The sequence below is a fragment of the Paracoccus sp. TRP genome (genome assembly GCF_000185925.1).
GTDB lineage: Bacteria > Pseudomonadota > Alphaproteobacteria > Rhodobacterales > Rhodobacteraceae > Paracoccus > Paracoccus kondratievae.
In genome coordinates, this window is sequence record NZ_AEPN01000002.1 from 168,695 (window position 1) to 184,358 (window position 15,664).

General features: G+C 62.5%; 18 protein-coding genes. 10 read left to right on the top strand and 8 right to left on the bottom strand.

All coding sequences use genetic code 11. From position 1 onward, the window contains the following. The first annotated feature begins 77 nt into the window (after positions 1–77). Positions 78–665 carry an imidazoleglycerol-phosphate dehydratase HisB gene (hisB, locus tag PARACOCCUSGL_RS0102065; protein ID WP_010392528.1) on the top strand — a complete coding sequence of 196 codons (588 nt, stop codon included), beginning with the start codon at positions 78–80 and terminating at the stop codon, positions 663–665. After that, positions 665–1,294 (top strand): imidazole glycerol phosphate synthase subunit HisH, encoded by a 630-nt coding sequence (hisH, locus tag PARACOCCUSGL_RS0102070; RefSeq protein WP_010392529.1) that lies wholly within the window; start codon positions 665–667, stop codon positions 1,292–1,294. Before hisB ends, hisH begins: the two co-directional genes overlap by 1 nt. A 108-nt stretch (positions 1,295–1,402) precedes the next feature. On the opposite strand, the gene PARACOCCUSGL_RS0102075 is transcribed toward hisH, so the two are convergent. Further along, positions 1,403–1,789: a DUF2147 domain-containing protein gene (locus PARACOCCUSGL_RS0102075; RefSeq protein WP_010392531.1), complete on the bottom strand. Its 387-nt coding sequence runs from the start codon at positions 1,787–1,789 to the stop codon at positions 1,403–1,405. A gap of 168 nt (positions 1,790–1,957) precedes the next feature. Between PARACOCCUSGL_RS0102075 and hisA the strand changes: the two genes are divergently transcribed. The 3 genes from hisA to PARACOCCUSGL_RS0102090 are packed head-to-tail and all read left to right on the top strand — an operon-like array spanning position 1,958 to position 3,786. Further along, positions 1,958–2,674: a 1-(5-phosphoribosyl)-5-[(5-phosphoribosylamino)methylideneamino]imidazole-4-carboxamide isomerase gene (hisA, locus tag PARACOCCUSGL_RS0102080; protein ID WP_010392533.1), complete on the top strand. Its 717-nt coding sequence runs from the start codon at positions 1,958–1,960 to the stop codon at positions 2,672–2,674. Positions 2,675–2,701: 27 nt separating this feature from the next. Beyond that, a complete protein-coding gene (hisF, locus tag PARACOCCUSGL_RS0102085; protein ID WP_010392535.1) occupies positions 2,702–3,463 on the top strand; it encodes an imidazole glycerol phosphate synthase subunit HisF in 762 nt (253 codons plus the stop codon). Beyond that, complete coding sequence (locus PARACOCCUSGL_RS0102090; RefSeq protein WP_010392536.1) at positions 3,460–3,786, top strand: phosphoribosyl-ATP diphosphatase; 327 nt, start codon at positions 3,460–3,462, stop codon at positions 3,784–3,786. The genes hisF and PARACOCCUSGL_RS0102090 overlap by 4 nt, the downstream gene beginning before the upstream one ends. A gap of 54 nt (positions 3,787–3,840) precedes the next feature. Here PARACOCCUSGL_RS0102090 and rnd read toward each other — a convergent pair whose 3' ends face one another. The 3 genes from rnd to PARACOCCUSGL_RS0102105 form a co-directional block, all read right to left on the bottom strand. Continuing rightward, a complete protein-coding gene (rnd, locus tag PARACOCCUSGL_RS0102095) occupies positions 3,841–5,019 on the bottom strand; it encodes a ribonuclease D (protein WP_029371322.1) in 1,179 nt (392 codons plus the stop codon). A 121-nt stretch (positions 5,020–5,140) separates the two neighbouring features. Beyond that, positions 5,141–6,271, bottom strand: a complete 1,131-nt coding sequence (gene tgt / locus PARACOCCUSGL_RS0102100; protein WP_010392542.1) for a tRNA guanosine(34) transglycosylase Tgt — start codon at positions 6,269–6,271, stop codon at positions 5,141–5,143. 43 nt (positions 6,272–6,314) lie between these two features. Continuing rightward, entirely contained in the window at positions 6,315–7,070 is a 756-nt protein-coding gene (locus tag PARACOCCUSGL_RS0102105; protein ID WP_040601627.1) for a GNAT family N-acetyltransferase, read from the bottom strand. Between the two features lie 103 nt (positions 7,071–7,173). Between PARACOCCUSGL_RS0102105 and msrB the strand changes: the two genes are divergently transcribed. Beyond that, the gene (msrB, locus tag PARACOCCUSGL_RS0102110) at positions 7,174–7,584 is read left to right on the top strand and encodes a peptide-methionine (R)-S-oxide reductase MsrB (RefSeq protein WP_010392546.1); all 411 of its coding nucleotides are present in this window, start codon (positions 7,174–7,176) and stop codon (positions 7,582–7,584) included. Between the two features lie 38 nt (positions 7,585–7,622). Here the strand turns inward: msrB and PARACOCCUSGL_RS0102115 are convergent, their stop codons facing one another. Further along, positions 7,623–8,054 carry an outer membrane protein assembly factor BamE gene (locus tag PARACOCCUSGL_RS0102115; protein WP_010392547.1) on the bottom strand — a complete coding sequence of 144 codons (432 nt, stop codon included), beginning with the start codon at positions 8,052–8,054 and terminating at the stop codon, positions 7,623–7,625. Positions 8,055–8,192: 138 nt separating this feature from the next. Here PARACOCCUSGL_RS0102115 and PARACOCCUSGL_RS0102120 point away from each other — a divergent pair, with 138 nt between their 5' ends. Then, entirely contained in the window at positions 8,193–8,723 is a 531-nt protein-coding gene (locus PARACOCCUSGL_RS0102120; protein WP_010392549.1) for a DUF177 domain-containing protein, read from the top strand. Here the strand turns inward: PARACOCCUSGL_RS0102120 and betA are convergent. From betA to betI, 3 genes are all read right to left on the bottom strand, one after another. Next, positions 8,698–10,377, bottom strand: coding sequence for a choline dehydrogenase (betA, locus tag PARACOCCUSGL_RS0102125; RefSeq protein ID WP_010392550.1), 1,680 nt, complete (start codon positions 10,375–10,377; stop codon positions 8,698–8,700). The genes PARACOCCUSGL_RS0102120 and betA overlap by 26 nt on opposite strands. A gap of 81 nt (positions 10,378–10,458) precedes the next feature. Beyond that, the gene (gene betB, locus PARACOCCUSGL_RS0102130) at positions 10,459–11,904 is read right to left on the bottom strand and encodes a betaine-aldehyde dehydrogenase (RefSeq protein WP_010392553.1); all 1,446 of its coding nucleotides are present in this window, start codon (positions 11,902–11,904) and stop codon (positions 10,459–10,461) included. Continuing rightward, positions 11,901–12,470 carry a transcriptional regulator BetI gene (betI, locus tag PARACOCCUSGL_RS0102135; protein WP_029371329.1) on the bottom strand — a complete coding sequence of 190 codons (570 nt, stop codon included), beginning with the start codon at positions 12,468–12,470 and terminating at the stop codon, positions 11,901–11,903. The genes betB and betI overlap by 4 nt, the downstream gene beginning before the upstream one ends. Positions 12,471–12,601: 131 nt before the next feature. On the opposite strand from betI, the gene PARACOCCUSGL_RS0102140 reads away from it, so the two are divergent. From PARACOCCUSGL_RS0102140 to choV, 3 genes are all read left to right on the top strand, one after another. Continuing rightward, complete coding sequence (locus PARACOCCUSGL_RS0102140; RefSeq protein ID WP_010392557.1) at positions 12,602–13,555, top strand: choline ABC transporter substrate-binding protein; 954 nt, start codon at positions 12,602–12,604, stop codon at positions 13,553–13,555. 168 nt (positions 13,556–13,723) lie between these two features. Continuing rightward, positions 13,724–14,575 (top strand): choline ABC transporter permease subunit, encoded by an 852-nt coding sequence (choW, locus tag PARACOCCUSGL_RS0102145; protein WP_010392559.1) that lies wholly within the window; start codon positions 13,724–13,726, stop codon positions 14,573–14,575. Beyond that, positions 14,568–15,638: a choline ABC transporter ATP-binding protein gene (choV, locus tag PARACOCCUSGL_RS0102150; RefSeq protein ID WP_227493350.1), complete on the top strand. Its 1,071-nt coding sequence runs from the start codon at positions 14,568–14,570 to the stop codon at positions 15,636–15,638. The genes choW and choV overlap by 8 nt, the downstream gene beginning before the upstream one ends. The last annotated feature ends 26 nt before the right edge of the window (positions 15,639–15,664 follow it).

A 15,664-nucleotide genomic window follows, 5' to 3' on the forward strand; every position in this document is an offset into this window, starting at 1 on the left:
CCTTGCTTGCGCATCGGCTTTTCAGGCGGCGGCTGCGGCCCTATAAGACAGCAAGCCTGCATGAGGAGAGACGCCAGATGCGCCGCGCAAAGATCACCCGCAAGACGGCAGAGACCGAAATCGAGGTCGAGATCAATCTTGACGGCAGCGGTCGCTATGACAACCAGACCGGCGTTGGCTTTTTTGACCATATGCTGGACCAGCTGGCCCGGCACTCTCTCATCGACATGAGGGTGCGGGCCAAGGGCGATCTGCACATCGACGATCACCACACCGTCGAGGATACCGGCATCGCCCTTGGTCAGGCGCTGACCAAAGCCCTGGGCGACAAGGCTGGTATCCGGCGCTATGGCTCGTTCCATCTGGCGATGGACGACGCGCTGGTGCGGGCGGCGCTGGATCTGTCAGCGCGGCCGTGGCTGGGCTGGAACGTCGACTTTCCGGCGCAAAAAATCGGCAGTTTCGACACCGAGCTGGTGCGCGAATTCTTTCAGGCGCTTTCGACCCATGGCGGCATCACGCTGCATGTCGATCGCCTGCATGGCGTCAACGCCCACCACATTGCCGAGGCGACCTTCAAAGCGATAGCACGGGCGCTGCGCGAAGCGGTCGAGCCCGACCCGCGCATGGCAGGTGTGCTGCCTTCGACCAAGGGCGCTCTCTGATGCGGGTTGCGCTGGTCGATTACGACAGCGGCAACCTGCACTCGGCCGAAAAGGCTTTCGCGCTCATGGGACGCGAGACAGGTGCTGAGGTGGTCGTGACATCGGACCCTGAGGTGGTTGCCCGTGCGGACCGGCTGGTGTTGCCCGGCGACGGCGCCTTTCCGGCCTGCCGTGCGGCGCTGGAGGCCGTGCCCGGCATGGTCGAAGCATTGCGCGAGGCAGTACTTGCCCGCGCCGTTCCCTTCATGGGTATTTGCGTCGGCATGCAGATGCTTGCCGAGATCGGGCATGAATACCGTGATACCGCGGGCCTTGGCTGGATCGGGGGAGAAATCGACCCCATCCGCGCGCCGGGGCTAAAGGTCCCGCATATGGGCTGGAATGATCTGACCGTGCTGCAGGCGCACCCGCTGCTTGATGGCATCTCGACCGGGGACCATGCCTATTTCGTCCATAGCTGGCAGTTTCGCGTGAACGATCCCGCGCATCTTTTGGCGACCGCCGATTACGGCGGGCCGGTAACGGCTGTGGTCGGGCGCGACAATATCGCCGGCACCCAGTTCCACCCCGAGAAATCTCAGGCCGTGGGTTTGCGTATCATTGGCAACTTTCTGCGCTGGAACCCGTGAGCGAGGGTGAGGGGGGGGGGGGGGGCCCCCCCCCCCACGCCCCTGAGGCCCCTCAACGGGGCCTCAGGGGCGTTCCCCCGGGATATTTGGGCACGAAAGAAGCCGGGGCTATTTGACCCGTACCCAGCGCTGTGTCTTGCAAAAGACCGCGACACAGCCCGAGACGTTCAGCGTTTTGCCGTCGAACTGCATCTTGGACTTGTAGGTTTTGTCCGCGCCCGGATCCCAGATCGTACCACCCGAGAATTTGCCGCCTCCGTCATCGTTCATCCCGGCGACGATGTTCTTGCCGGTATGAGGCGAAGAGATTTCCTTACCCGCCTTGTCAAAGCTTTTGATCAGACGGCCGCAATATTTGCCGCCGCAGTCATAGAACTCGACCATGCCGACATTGCCGTCGTCATTCGCCTGGGTCTGAAAGATGCCGCTGATGCCGTCGGCCTGGGCAATGGTGCCGACAAGGCAAAGCATGGCTGCGAAAGCCGGTATCTTCATTCTGATTCCCCTCCCTGGGATGTGGTTATGTCGGCAGGATGAGGGTGCGGGATATCGCCGATCAAGCCTGACGTGGGGTCGCTTTAGCGGCGCGTGTTGCAGGGCCACGGGTCTTTCGGATCGGCTCTGGCTGTGGCAAAGGTGCGCCACGCTATCAGGAGAGATGCGATGATCCTTTATCCCGCGATCGACCTCAAGGACGGCAACTGCGTGCGCCTGTTGCGTGGCGATATGGAGGCGGCGACCGTCTTTGGTACAGACCCGGCCGCGCAGGCGCGCGCCTTTCAGGACGCCGGGGCGGAATGGTTGCATCTGGTCGATCTGAATGGCGCCTTTGCTGGCAAGCCGGTCAACGCGGCCGCTGTCGAAGCGATCCTTGCCGCCGTCGATGTACCCGCCCAACTGGGTGGCGGTATCCGCGACATGGCGACCATCGAGAGCTGGCTTGAACGCGGGTTGGCGCGGGTCATTCTGGGCACAGTCGCAGTGGAGAACCCGGCGCTGGTCCATGAAGCATCAATGGCTTTCCCGGGCAAGATCGCGGTTGGTATCGACGCACGCGGCGGCCGGGTTGCAACGCGCGGCTGGGCCGAGGAAACCGATGCGATGGCAGCAGACCTCGCCCGCCGTTTTGAGGACACAGGGGTCGCCGCGATCATCTATACCGACATCGACCGCGACGGGGCCATGGGTGGTCCGAACATTGCGGCAACCGAAGCGCTGGCGCGGGCAGTGAATATACCGGTTATTGCTTCGGGCGGCGTCAGCTCGATGCAGGATCTGCTGGCACTGCGCGACACAGGCGTCATCGCCGGGGCAATCTCAGGGCGGGCGCTTTATGACGGCGCGATCGACCTGCACGCCGCGCTGAAGGCGCTGGCCTGAACGCGCAGGACAAGGTAGCAAAGCGTCATGCTTAAAACCCGTGTGATCCCCTGTCTGGACGTTGCCGATGGCCGAGTGGTCAAGGGCGTGAATTTCGTCGATCTCGTCGATGCGGGCGATCCGGTCGAGGCAGCGCGCGCCTATGACGCGGCTGGCGCGGATGAGATCTGCTTTCTCGACATCCATGCCACCCATGAAAACCGTGGCACCATGTTCGATCTGGTGACACGTACCGCCGAGGCCTGTTTTGTGCCGCTGACGGTTGGAGGTGGTGTGCGCAGCCATAAGGACGTGCGGGATCTGCTGCTGGCGGGCGCAGACAAGGTCAGCTTTAACTCGGCTGCCGTCGCAAACCCCGACGTCATCGCCGAGGCGGCCGACCGTTTTGGCAGCCAATGCATCGTCTGCGCCATTGACGCCAAGACCGTGGCCCCGGGGAAATGGGAGATATTTACCCATGGCGGGCGCCGACCGACCGGCATTGATGCGGTTGAGTTTGCCCGCACCGTCACCGCCAAGGGCGCGGGCGAGATCCTGCTGACCAGCATGGATCGCGACGGCACCAAATCCGGCTTTAACATCCCGCTGACCCGGGCCGTCGCCGATGCCGTCTCGATCCCCGTCATCGCCTCGGGCGGGGTCGGCGCGCTGGAACATCTGGCCGAGGGCGTGCTGGAAGGCCGTGCTTCGGCCGTGCTCGCAGCCTCGATCTTTCACTTTGGCACTTTCACCATCCGCGAGGCCAAGGAGCATCTGGCCGCCGCGGGCATCCCGGTACGACTGACATGAGCGACCTGCCCCAGACCGGCCTTTACCGCCTGGCCGAAACCATCGCAGCGCGCCGTGGCGCCGATCCCGAAACCAGCTGGACCGCCCGGCTGCTGTCGCGGGGACCCGAAAAATGCGCCGAGAAGTTCGGTGAAGAAGCAATCGAGGCGATCATCGAGGCGGTTAAAGGCGACCGCGAGCGGCTGATCAGCGAGGCGGCGGATACGCTATACCACCTGCTTGTCATGCTGGCCGCGCGCGATGTGACGCTGATCGAGGTCGAGCATGAGCTTGACCGTCGCGAGGGCCGTTCGGGCATCGAAGAGAAGGCCGCGCGCAAGTAACGCATGACCTGCCCGATCCGCCCACTGGATCTGGGCGGACCGGCCCGTATCCGATCAGGATGCGATCGGCACCGGCACGACGCGGACCGAACCATTCTGGGCCGAAAGCGCAATTTCGCCAGCCGCCAGCCGTAGCGCATCATTGCCAAAGACCTCGGCCCGCCAACCAGCCAGCGCGGGCAGATCGCGTGCGCCCGACGCGATGGCATCCAGATCCGACGCCGAAGCGATCAGACGAGGCGCGACCCCTGCGGCATCAGCTTTGGCCTTTAGCAGCACGCGCAAAAGCTCGGCCAGCGCAGCGTTACCGGGGCGGCCCGGCTCTTCCGGTGCGGGTTTGGGAAGATCCTGCGTCTCGACCCCCACCTTGACGGCGGCGAGGATGCCATTCGCGATCTCGCCCCGGCGCGCATCGCGCAAAAGCAGCCGCGACTTGGCAAGATCGCCTTCGGTCAGCGGGCGGGTCGAGGCCAGCTCGATCAGCGCGTCATCTTTGAACACGCGGGCGCGCGGGATGTCGCGCTCTTGCGCATAGGTCTCGCGGAAACGTGCCAGTTCGCGCACCACCGCAAGGAAACGGGGTGAGCCCGAGCGAGTGCGCACCCGCTCCCACGCGTCCTCGGGGCGGGTAATATAGGTCTCGGGGTTAAGCAGAACCGCCACTTCTTCGGCCAACCACGGCGCGCGGCCGGTCTTTTCTAGCTGCGCCGAGAGGAATTCATAGATCGCGCGCAGATGTGTCACATCAGCCAGCGCGTAGGATGCCTGCGCATCGGACAAAGGGCGGTGCGACCAGTCGGTAAAGCGCGAAGATTTGTCCAGCGGCTGGCGGGCAATCTTACGCACCAGCGTTTCATATCCGACCTGTTCGCCAAAGCCGCACACCATGGCAGCGATCTGGGTGTCAAACAACGGATCGGGCATGACACCCGCATCGTGGAAAAAGATCTCCAGATCCTGCCGCGCCGCGTGAAAGACCTTTACCGTCGGCTTGTGGCGGAACAGGTCGTAAAGCGGCTCAAGCGACAGCCCCTCGGCCAGCGGATCAATCAGCACTGCCACGCCACCCGGCGTCCTGGTGACCGAAGCCGGAGGCAGCGCAGCCTGAATCAGACACAGCTTGGAATAATAAGTCCGCTCGCGCAGGAACTCGGTGTCAAGCGTCACGTAGGGCTGGGCTTTGGCAAGTTTGCAGAACTCGGCCAGCTCGGCAGTCGTGGTGATGGTACGGATATTGTGTTTCTGATCGTTCTTGACGTTTGCGGGCATCGGGTTCTTTCAAGTGGCGGGGTGCCGCCTGCGATTCTTTCGGGATATCGCAGCATCACGAGATTTCAAGGCTCTACCCGACATATTATAACGGTTCGATATCGCCCTGTGCCCGCATTGCCTCGAATTCGGTCACGAACTCGGCCAATGTTCCCGCAGCAATGGCCTGACGCAGCCCCTCCATCAACTCCTGGAAGTAATGCAGGTTATGCCAGGTCAGCAACATGCCCGAGATCATCTCTCCGGCGCGGAAGACATGGTGCAGATAGGCGCGCGAATATCCGGTGCAGGCCGGGCAGGTACAGGCTTCGTCCAGCGGCCGGGGGTCGTCGGCATGGCGCGCGTTCTTGATATTGACCTGACCACGGCGGGTCCATGCCTGCCCCGTCCGCCCCGAGCGCGAGGGCAGAACGCAGTCCATCATATCAACGCCGCGCACGACAGCGCCGACGATATCGTCAGGCTTGCCCACGCCCATCAGATAGCGGGGTTTGTCGTCGGGCAGGCAGCCGGGGGCATAGTCGAGCACGCCGAACATCGCCTCCTGCCCTTCGCCTACGGCAAGACCGCCGATGGCATAGCCGTCAAAGCCGATGGATTTCAGCGCCTCGGCGCTTTCCTCGCGCAATTCACGGGTCACGCCGCCCTGCATGATCCCGAACAGCGCATGGCCCGGCCGATCGCCGAAAGCGTCGCGCGAGCGCTGCGCCCAACGCATCGACATGCGCATGGATTTCGCGACCTCTTCCTCGGAAGCAGGCAGGGCCGGGCATTCGTCAAAGGCCATGACGATATCCGAGCCAAGCTGGCGCTGGATCTCCATGCTCGTTTCAGGCGACAGAAAATGCTTCGAGCCATCGACATGGCTTGAAAAGGTCACCCCATCTTCGGTCAGCTTGCGCAGGCTCGACAGCGACATGACCTGAAAGCCCCCCGAATCGGTCAGGATCGGACGAGGCCAGTTCATAAAGCGATGCAACCCGCCCAGCCGGGCAATACGCCCGGCGCCGGGACGCAGCATCAGGTGGTAGGTATTGCCCAGAAGAATGTCCGCGCCGGTGGCGCGCACCGATTCGGGCATCATGGCCTTGACCGTGGCAGCAGTGCCCACCGGCATAAAGGCAGGCGTGCGGATATCGCCGCGCGGCGTGTTGATCACACCGGTACGGGCACGGCCATCAGTGGCCAGCACGGAAAACTGGAATCTGTCGCTCATGCCCGCGCAGATAGGAGGTTTTCCCGCCAGATGCAAAGGTGCCCTATGCCCCGGCCGCGCGTAAGAGTTTCGCCCGTGCGGGAGGAATGGCCCGGATTTCAAGCCCGGTGAACACATGCAAGGTGTCCAGCTGGCGATCCACCACCGCGTGATCGCTGACCCAGCCCCCCATCGCAAGATATGAGCGCAAGAGCGGCGGCATCGCCTCCATCGCCCGCCGGGGATCGGGTTTGCGCAGCCTCAGCGCGCGGGCGAAACGGAATACCTGCGGCGCTTTGACGCGCGGCAGCCAGCGTTTCGGGGCCAGATGCCGCTCACGCAGCATGGCAAAGGCATCCTCATAGCCATGAACATCAGTGCCGACAAAGCTGGAGCAGCCAAACAGCATCTCTATTTTCTGCTCATCGACATGCCGGGCAAGCGCACCCCAGGCCAGCCGCAGGATATCAGGATCGTGCCATTCAGGATGAATGCAAAAACGGCCGATCTCGACCATCCGGCCCTGAAAGCCGCTAAGCCGCGACAGATTGTAATGCCGGGCCGAATAGCTGCGCCCGATCTCGGCCCCTCCCGCAAGGGTCAGCATCCGAAAACAGCCAACCATAGAGCCGCTGGCACGTTCGCGAATCAGTACATGATCGCAGCCTTCGTCGTAATCATCGGCGTCCAGCGCGCCCTCGGTCGCGGGGCCATCATGCCCGCGGCGCAGGAAACACAGCCAACGCAGACGCTGTGCTGCGCGGATATCCTCGGCGCTTTCGGCGAATACGACCTCGAAACGACCTTTGCGCAATGCCATGTTCACATCTTTGTCCGATCCATGGACCGGCCCCGATCCGGCTTTTCTACCGCCCATCCTGCACCTATCTTGTAACAACAGCAAAGCAGGATTGAACAGGAAGATGGCAGACCGGATTTTTAAGACTGACGCCGAGTGGCGGGCCGAGCTGGACGCCGAGACCTATCGCGTCACCCGGCAGGCCGGGACCGAGCGGCCCTTTTCCCATCCGGGCTTTCCCAACGGCCCTGGACATTACGCATGCGTATGCTGCGGGGCGCGACTTTTTGAGGGGGATGCCAAGTTCGAAAGCCATTGCGGCTGGCCCAGTTTTTCACGACCCGGCGGCAATATCGACGAACATCTGGACCTTAGCCACGACATGATCCGCACCGAGGTACGCTGCCATCGCTGCGACGCACATCTGGGCCATGTCTTTCCCGACGGGCCTCCGCCCACCGGGCTGCGCTATTGCATCAACGGCGTTGCGCTGCGCTTTGTGCCCGAAGGCGAGACCGGCGAAGGGGCGCCCTGACGGCGCCACCCCCTCGCACATCGGACCTTGCCTTGGGTCTAGTCGCGCAGGAAGTCGCTGGCCTGCACGCGACCAACGTTGCCCAGCAGCTGACGGATCAGGCCAAGGCTGCTCACACCCGCATCGGTGACGCGACGCGACAGCACCACGACCTGCCCGCGCTCAAGCCCAAACCGCTCGACGTTGCTGACGACGCCATTCTCGGCAAAGCTGACGGCCACGACCTGACGGTCAATCTCGCGCGGTTCACGCGGACCGTAGAACTGCCAGCGCGAGCCGACGTAATACCAGGCCGAGCCGGTCAACAGCCCCTGCGCCGAGGGCCGGCCCAGCAGCCCCTCGATATCGGCTTGCGTGGTCTGGCCAACAACGACCTGGGCCAGCTGCTCCTCGGGGGGAACATAACCATGGTTGCGATAAGTGGCCTGACAGGCGGAAAGGCCAAGAGGTGCGGCCAACGCAAAACCCATGAGTTGCCGCCTGGAAATCTTCATCTTCTCTCTGTCCCCTTACGCGCCTGTTGACGCCGCTCGACCGGCTTAGCAAACTCGTGCCTCACGCTCAAGAATATCCAGACCAAGGGCAGATTTGCCCGCGAAAGGCCACCGATGACCACTTCCCCAGCCCCGCAGAGCCGCTTCCGCGTGGCGCATCTGAACCCCCGGCAGCCGACCGAGTTCGCGTTGGCCCCAGATACCACCGCCCGCGATGCGCTGGCGGATGAGTTGGGAATCAATGCCCTGCCCCGGCTGCGCTTTTCCGGCAGCATTCGCGCCATCGCGAATGACAGTTGGGAGGTGACCGGGACGCTTTCGGCGCGCGTCGTACAACCCTGTGTGGTCACACTCGCTCCGGTGGCGACGAATCTGCAGGAAGAGGTCCACCGCCTGTTCTCGCCCCATGTCGATTCGCCCGAAGGCGAAGAGGTCGAGATGCCGGACGAGGATGTCGAACCCCTTGGCCAGTTCATCGACGTCGAGGCAATCATGGTCGAGGCGCTGACACTGGCTCTGCCTCTTTATCCCCGCGCCCGGGGGGCCGCTCTCGACGCCCCTGAACCCAAAGAAGAAAAAGAAGAGCCGCGCAAGCCCTTTGCCGGGCTTGCCGATTTGATTAAAGACTCGAAGAAGCGCCCGTAACCCATTCGGTACGTTGCTTTTCCTGCCAATCCGCCGGGATTTCCGGCCCAAGATTCAGCCGCGGCAACATTCCCTGCCCTAGGATATGATCGGCGGCCTTTTCGCCGGTCATGATCGAAGGGGCGTTGAGGTTGCCGTTGGTGATGCGCGGGAAAATCGAGCTGTCGGCAACCCGCAGCCCCTCGACGCCAATCACCCGCAATTCAGGATCAACGACCGCCATCGGGTCATCCGCCCGCCCCATCCGTGCCGTACCGCAAGGATGAAAAGCCGACTCGGCATGGTCGCGAATGAATGCATCGATCTGTTCGTCCGACACCACTGCCTCGCCGGGCTGGATCTCATAGCCCTTGTATTCGGCAAAGGCAGGCTGGGTGAAAATCTCGCGCGTCAGCCGAACGCAGGCACGGAATTCAGCCCAGTCGTCCGGGTGCGACATGTAGTTAAAGCGGATCTCGGGCGCCTCCTTGGGATCGGCCGATTTCAGCCGGATCGTGCCGCGCGATTTTGAACGCATCGGCCCGACATGGACCTGGAAACCATGCCCCTCGGCCGCTGCTTTCCCGTCATAACGCACGGCAAGCGGCAGGAAATGATACTGAATATCGGGATATTCGACCCCGGCGCGCGAACGGATAAAACCGCAGCTTTCAAACTGGTTCGAGGCGCCAAGCCCGGTCCCGGTCGCCATCCATTGCGCCCCGATCGAGCCCTTCCCCCAAAGGTTCCAGTGCTTGTAAAGCGTGACCGGCTTGGTCGCAGTATATTGCATGTAGATCTCAAGGTGATCCTGCAAGTTCGCACCAACGCCTGGGCGATCCGCAAGAACCTCAATTCCATGCTCGCGCAAATGCTCGGCCGGGCCGATACCCGACAGCATCAGCAACTTGGGCGTATTGATCGAGCTTGCTGAAAGTATCACTTCATGTTTTGCGCGGAATACATTGATACCGCGCGTATTTTTAACCTCAACACCAACCGCCCGGCCATCCTCGATAATAATCCGCTGAGCAAGGCCGCGCCGCAGGCGCAAAAGGCCGGTTTCCTGCGCCGGGCGCAGATAGGCATTGGCCGCCGACCAGCGCCGGCCCTCCCAGATCGTCGCCTCCATGGCGCCAAAGCCTTCCTGACGGGCGCCGTTGTAATCTTCGGTCATCGGATAGCCGGCTTCGCGTCCGGCACGGATGAATGCGTTAAACAGCGGGTTCTTGCGTGAACCACGCGTTACATGCAGCGGCCCCTCGGTGCCGCGATAATCGCTGACCGCCCCGTGCGAGGTTTCCATCCGTTTGAAATAGGGCAGCACGTCGGCATAGGCCCAACCGTTCGCACCGCTTTCAGCCCAGAAATCATAATCCTTGGCATGGCCACGCACAAAAACCATGCCGTTGATCGAAGAGGACCCCCCGATCACCTTGCCGCGCGGGGTCACCAGCCGCCGCCCGCCCAGATGCGGCTCAGGCTCGGTCGAAAAGCCCCAGTCATAGCGGCGCATGTTCATAGGATAGGACAGCGCCGCAGGCATCTGGATAAAGGGGCCGATGTCACTGCCGCCATATTCAATGATATCAACGCGCTTGCCCGCCATCACCAGGCGATAGGCCAGCGCGCAGCCGGCAGAACCTGCACCGACGATCACATAATCCGGGATCATGCCTGTCCCTCCTTGGCCAAACCTGCTGATTTCTTCCGTGTAAAAATATCCATGCCTGCGCGAGCACAGGCGCGACGCCGGTCAGTAAGGCGCATCAACCCCTCCCGTGCCGACATAGACGGACTTCAGTTGCGAATAATGCTCGATGGCCGCCGCCGAGTTCTCGCGCCCGATCCCGGACAGCTTGACCCCGCCAAAGGGCGCCTCGACCGGGGTCAGGTTATAGGCGTTGATCCAGGTCGTCCCTGCCTCAAGCGCCGCCGCAACCCGATGTCCGCGCGCCAGATCGCGGGTAAAGACCCCCGCTGCCAACCCGTAGGGTGAGGCATTGGCGCGCGCAACCGCCTCTTCCTCGGTCTCAAAAGACAGAACCGACATGACCGGCCCAAAGATTTCCTCGCGCACGATCCACATCTCGTCACTGGCATCGGCAAAGACTGTCGGCGGGATGAATGCCCCCTCGCCCGCGCCGCCGCAGACCAGCCGGGCGCCTTCCTCACGGCCGCGCTCGATTGCCGCGCGAATCTTGGCGGCCTGTGCCGGGCTGACGATAGGGCCGTGCTGGGTTTCTTCATCCAAAGGATCGCCGATCCTGATCTTGCCCGCACGCTCGGCCAGCCGATCAAGGAATGCCGGCAGAATGCCACGCTGAACAAAGACACGCGTCCCGTTCGAACAGATCTGCCCCGAAGAGTAGAAGTTCGCCAGCATCGCCGCACCCACCGCATCATCAAGAGAGGCGTCGTCAAAAACGATCAGCGGCGACTTGCCGCCAAGCTCCATGGTCACATGGCGCATGCCCTCGGCTGCGGCGGCATAGACCTTTTGGCCCGTTGCGACCGATCCGGTCAGCGAAACCTTGGCCACACGCGGGTCCGTCACCAGTGCTGCACCCACAGCGCCGCGCCCTTGCACCACATTGAAAATGCCAGGGGGCAAGCCCGCCTCGGTCAAGATCTCGGCCAGTTTCAACGCGCCAAGCGGCGTTTCCTCGCTGGGTTTGAACACCATCGCATTGCCCATCGCCAGCGCGGGCGCGGCTTTCCAACAGGCGATCTGGCTGGGATAATTCCACGCACCAATCCCGGCGCAGACCCCCAAGGCCTCGCGGATTGTATAAACGAAATCACCGCCAAGCGGGATCATCTGCCCGGTGACAGTGGGAGCAAGCCCGCCGAAATATTCCAGCGCATCCGCCCCCGAAGGCCAGTCAGCGACACGGGTTTCCTGAATGGGTTTGCCGGTATCCAGCGTCTCCAGCCGGGCCAGTTCTTCGGCACGCTCACGAATGATCGCGGCAGCGCGAATCAGCACCCGGCCACGCTCAACCGGGCGCAGGGCTGCCCATGCCGGCTGGGCTGCTGCTGCGGCGGCGGTGGCGCGGGCAACCTGATCGCGGCTCGCCTCGCGCAGAGTGGCAATCGTCTCGCCGGTATAGGGATAGTGAACGGGCAGCGCCTCGCCCTCACCCTCGACATAGGCGCCGTCGATATAGAGGCTCGCCTGCGGTTGCGCGTCATGGCTCATGGCAGCACCTTTTCCAGATAGTCCAACGTCATACGTTCAGCGACGGCGGCATTCGCGTCATTCGAAAGCGCCGCGCGCAGATAAAGCCCGTCGATCAGCGCCCCAAGAGTACGGGTAATGCGCCTGGCCCCCTCGCCCGCCAGAGGCCGCAGCGCCACCATCAGGTTCGAGTTGAGCCGCCGGTGATAGACGCGCAAAAGGCGCGCCGCTTCGGGTTCGACCAGCGCCAGCGCGTAAAAATTCAGCCAGGCGGCAATGGTGTCGCGTTCAAAGTTCACACTGTCGAAACTGGCCGCCACGATGGCGTTCAGACGCTCACGCGGGACTGTCGCCCCACGCAGCGCCGCGCGGGTCGCAAGGCCATATTGCGTCAGGATATGTCGCATTGCGGCGAGAAAGATCCGCTCTTTCGAACCGAAATAGTGATGGGCCAGCGCCGAGGACATCCCAGCCTCGCGCGCAATCTGCGCCACGGTCACATCAAGCGAGCCCGCTCGCCCCACTGTGACGATAGCGGCGTTGATTAATGCGGCCTTTCGGATAGGTTCTGCACCAACTTTGGGCATGCTCAGGATACCATTTCGCCGTTCGGCTTCAAAATTCGCGTGGAAGACCCGCATCTGGCAGATCTTTGATTGACTCGTCAATCAATAAAAGCCTTAATTGACGCACCAGTCAACAAACCAGGGAGAACAAGATGACATTTCGCCGCACCACCGCCGCCCTTGCTGCCGGGCTCGTAGCTTCGCTCGCCACGGCAGGAACGGCAGCGGCAGAAGAACCCGCCGAGTGCCGCAAGATCGTCTTTTCGGATGTCGGCTGGACCGATATCAGCGCCACCACGGCGCTGGCGTCAAACGTCCTGCAAGCACTGGGATATGAGACCGAGACCAAGATCCTGTCCCTGCCCGTCACCTATACGGCCATGGCCAAGGATGACGTGGACGTCTTTCTGGGCAACTGGATGCCCAGTCAGGAAAACGATATCAAACCTTATCGCGACGCCGGCACGGTCGAGGTGCTGCGCTCAAACCTGACCGGGGCGAAATATACGCTGGCGACCAACAAGGCCGGCGCCGAACTCGGCATCGACGATTTCAGCAAGATCGCCGCTCATAAGGACGCGCTGGACGGCAAGATCTATGGGATCGAGCCCGGCAATGACGGCAACCGCCTGCTGCTGGAAATGGTAGCCGAGAACAAATTTGACCTTGGCACTTTCGAAGTGGTCGAAAGCAGCGAACAAGGGATGCTGGCCCAGGTCGCCCGCGCCGACAGTTCGGGCAAACCGGTGGTCTTTCTGGGCTGGGAACCGCATCCGATGAACACGCAGTTCCAGATGACCTATCTGGGCGGCGGAGATGATGTCTTTGGCCCCGATTTCGGCGGTGCCCGTGTCGATACCAATATCCGCGCCGGCTATGTCGAGAAATGTCCCAATGTGGGCAAATTCCTGCAAAACCTCGAATTCACCCTGCCGATGGAAAGCGAGGTCATGGGCCTGATCCTGAACGACGGTTCCGATCCCATGAAAGCGGCCAGCACATGGCTGAAGGCGAACCCAGATGCGGCCAAACCCTGGCTTGAGGGTGTGACCACCGTTGATGGCGGCGATGCCATTGCTGCGCTGGAAGCGGCCCTGTCCAAGTAAAGGACGGCAGGGCGGGCCCCGTCTCCCTGGCCGCCCTGCCCCGCCTTTACTACTATTCTTCATCCACCCTTGCCGGGAGTTCCCGCCCGAGCCACACTGTCGCAGCCTGATTTTTCAGGGCGGCGTCCGGGCGTCTGATCATCCCCGTTGGCAGAAAGAAAGGGACGCATGGACCAACTGACCGCATATCTGACCGACACAAAGATCCCGGTGGGCAAGACCGCCAAGGCGATCTTTGACTGGCTGAACGCCCATGCCGCGGTGGTCTTCAACTTCATCTCACGAGTACTTGACGGGCTGATCAACGGCATTCTGCATGCGCTTGAATTCCCCCATCCGCTGATCTTTACTCTGCTGGCTGTAGCCCTGACCTGGGTCCTGCAACGCAGCTGGAAGACCTGCCTGCTGGTCGCTCTGGGCTTTCTCTTTATCCTGAACCAAGGATATTGGGATCCGACGATGCAATCGCTGACGCTGGTGCTGTCGGCCTGCGTGGTTTGCATGGCAATCGGCGTACCCATGGGTATCGCTGCCGCACATCGGCCCCGGCTTTACGCATGGATGCGCCCGGTTCTGGACCTGATGCAGACGCTGCCGACCTTTGTCTATCTGATCCCCGCCATCGTCTTTTTCGGCATCGGCATGGTGCCCGGCCTGATCGCCACGGTGATCTTTGTACTGCCTGCGCCGATCCGGCTGACCCATCTGGGCATCAGCTCGACACCACAATCACTGGTCGAGGCAGGCACCGCCTTTGGCGCAACCCCCCGCCAGCTTCTGTGGAAAGTCGAACTGCCCTCGGCCCTGCCCCAGATCATGGCCGGCCTGAACCAGACCATCATGCTGTCGCTTTCCATGGTCGTCATCGCGGCGCTTGTCGGCGCCTCGGGTCTGGGCGTGCCGGTGGTACGGGCGCTTAACAGCGTGAACACCGCGCTGGGTTTTGAAAGCGGCTCCATCATCGTGGTGGTCGCCATCATGCTGGACCGCATGTTGCGGGTAAGGGAACGCGATGACTGAGGGGACGACGAAAGACATGCAAGCCGCCCGCAATGCCGTCGAATTCGACAATGTAAATATCGTCTTTGGGGACTCGCCCCAGGCTGCTCTGCCGCTGATGGATCAGGGGCTTGATCGCGGCCCGATCAAAACCGCAACCGGTCAGGTGCTTGGCGTGCACAACTGCTCGCTTACCGTGCGCGAGGGCGAAATCCTTGTGCTCATGGGTCTGTCCGGCTCGGGCAAATCCACGCTTTTGCGGGCAGTGAACGGGCTTAACGCGGTTTGCCGCGGCGAGGTGCGGATCTGGGACGGGGACCGCATGGCCTCGGTCACGAAAGCCTCGGGGGCCGAACTGCGGCGACTGCGGCGCGAACGTATCGCCATGGTGTTTCAACAGTTCGGCCTGTTGCCCTGGCGCACGGTGCGCGAAAATGTCGGGCTGGGGCTGGAACTGGCGGGCATCCCGGTCTCCGAACGCCGCAAGCGCGTCGATGCGCAGCTTGCGACCGTCGGCCTTACTGAATGGGCCGAACGCAAGGTCGGTGATCTGTCGGGTGGGATGCAACAGCGCGTCGGCCTTGCCCGCGCCTTTGCAACCGAAGCGCCGATCCTGCTGATGGACGAGCCTTTTTCGGCGCTTGATCCGCTGATCCGCAACCGGCTGCAAGATGAGCTGCTGGAACTGCAGGAACGTTTCCGCCGCACGATCATCTTTGTCAGCCATGACCTTGATGAAGCGTTCCGTATCGGCAACCGCATTGCGCTGATGGAGGGCGGCCGCATCGTTCAGGTCGGCACCGCGCGCGAAATCATCGCCAATCCGGTCGACGCCTATGTCGAGGACTTCGTAGCCCATATGAACCCTCTGGCAGTGCTGACAGCCGAGGACGTGGCCGAAGGCGGCGACGCCCCGGGTGAGCCCCTCGACCGCGAAACCCCGGTGCGCGAAATCATCCAGCACATGACCGAGACCGAGGCAGATGCCCTGCCCCTGCAGGGCGGCGGACGGGTGACGCGGCAAGGGATCATGTCGCGGCTGGTCGCCCAGCCCGGCAAAGGCGGCGGGGCTGTCGAGCATTAAGACCGCCCTTGGCGGCGCGATTGTGG

Bases quoted from the DNA above. Each gene is read 5' to 3' on its own strand.
- betB (WP_010392553.1), bottom strand. From the start codon at position 11,904: ATGAGCCATGACGCGCAACCGCAGGCGAGCCTCTATATCGACGGCGCC.
- PARACOCCUSGL_RS0102115 (WP_010392547.1), bottom strand. From the start codon at position 8,054: ATGGGTTTTGCGTTGGCCGCACCTCTTGGCCTTTCCGCCTGTCAGGCC.
- hisH (WP_010392529.1), top strand. From the start codon at position 665: ATGCGGGTTGCGCTGGTCGATTACGACAGCGGCAACCTGCACTCGGCC.
- choV (WP_227493350.1), top strand. From the start codon at position 14,568: ATGACTGAGGGGACGACGAAAGACATGCAAGCCGCCCGCAATGCCGTC.
- tgt (WP_010392542.1), bottom strand. From the start codon at position 6,271: ATGAGCGACAGATTCCAGTTTTCCGTGCTGGCCACTGATGGCCGTGCC.
- betA (WP_010392550.1), bottom strand. From the start codon at position 10,377: ATGATCCCGGATTATGTGATCGTCGGTGCAGGTTCTGCCGGCTGCGCG.
- msrB (WP_010392546.1), top strand. From the start codon at position 7,174: ATGGCAGACCGGATTTTTAAGACTGACGCCGAGTGGCGGGCCGAGCTG.
- PARACOCCUSGL_RS0102140 (WP_010392557.1), top strand. From the start codon at position 12,602: ATGACATTTCGCCGCACCACCGCCGCCCTTGCTGCCGGGCTCGTAGCT.
- hisB (WP_010392528.1), top strand. From the start codon at position 78: ATGCGCCGCGCAAAGATCACCCGCAAGACGGCAGAGACCGAAATCGAG.
- PARACOCCUSGL_RS0102075 (WP_010392531.1), bottom strand. From the start codon at position 1,789: ATGAAGATACCGGCTTTCGCAGCCATGCTTTGCCTTGTCGGCACCATT.
- PARACOCCUSGL_RS0102090 (WP_010392536.1), top strand. From the start codon at position 3,460: ATGAGCGACCTGCCCCAGACCGGCCTTTACCGCCTGGCCGAAACCATC.
- betI (WP_029371329.1), bottom strand. From the start codon at position 12,470: ATGCCCAAAGTTGGTGCAGAACCTATCCGAAAGGCCGCATTAATCAAC.
- choW (WP_010392559.1), top strand. From the start codon at position 13,724: ATGGACCAACTGACCGCATATCTGACCGACACAAAGATCCCGGTGGGC.
- hisF (WP_010392535.1), top strand. From the start codon at position 2,702: ATGCTTAAAACCCGTGTGATCCCCTGTCTGGACGTTGCCGATGGCCGA.
- PARACOCCUSGL_RS0102105 (WP_040601627.1), bottom strand. From the start codon at position 7,070: ATGGCATTGCGCAAAGGTCGTTTCGAGGTCGTATTCGCCGAAAGCGCC.
- PARACOCCUSGL_RS0102120 (WP_010392549.1), top strand. From the start codon at position 8,193: ATGACCACTTCCCCAGCCCCGCAGAGCCGCTTCCGCGTGGCGCATCTG.
- hisA (WP_010392533.1), top strand. From the start codon at position 1,958: ATGATCCTTTATCCCGCGATCGACCTCAAGGACGGCAACTGCGTGCGC.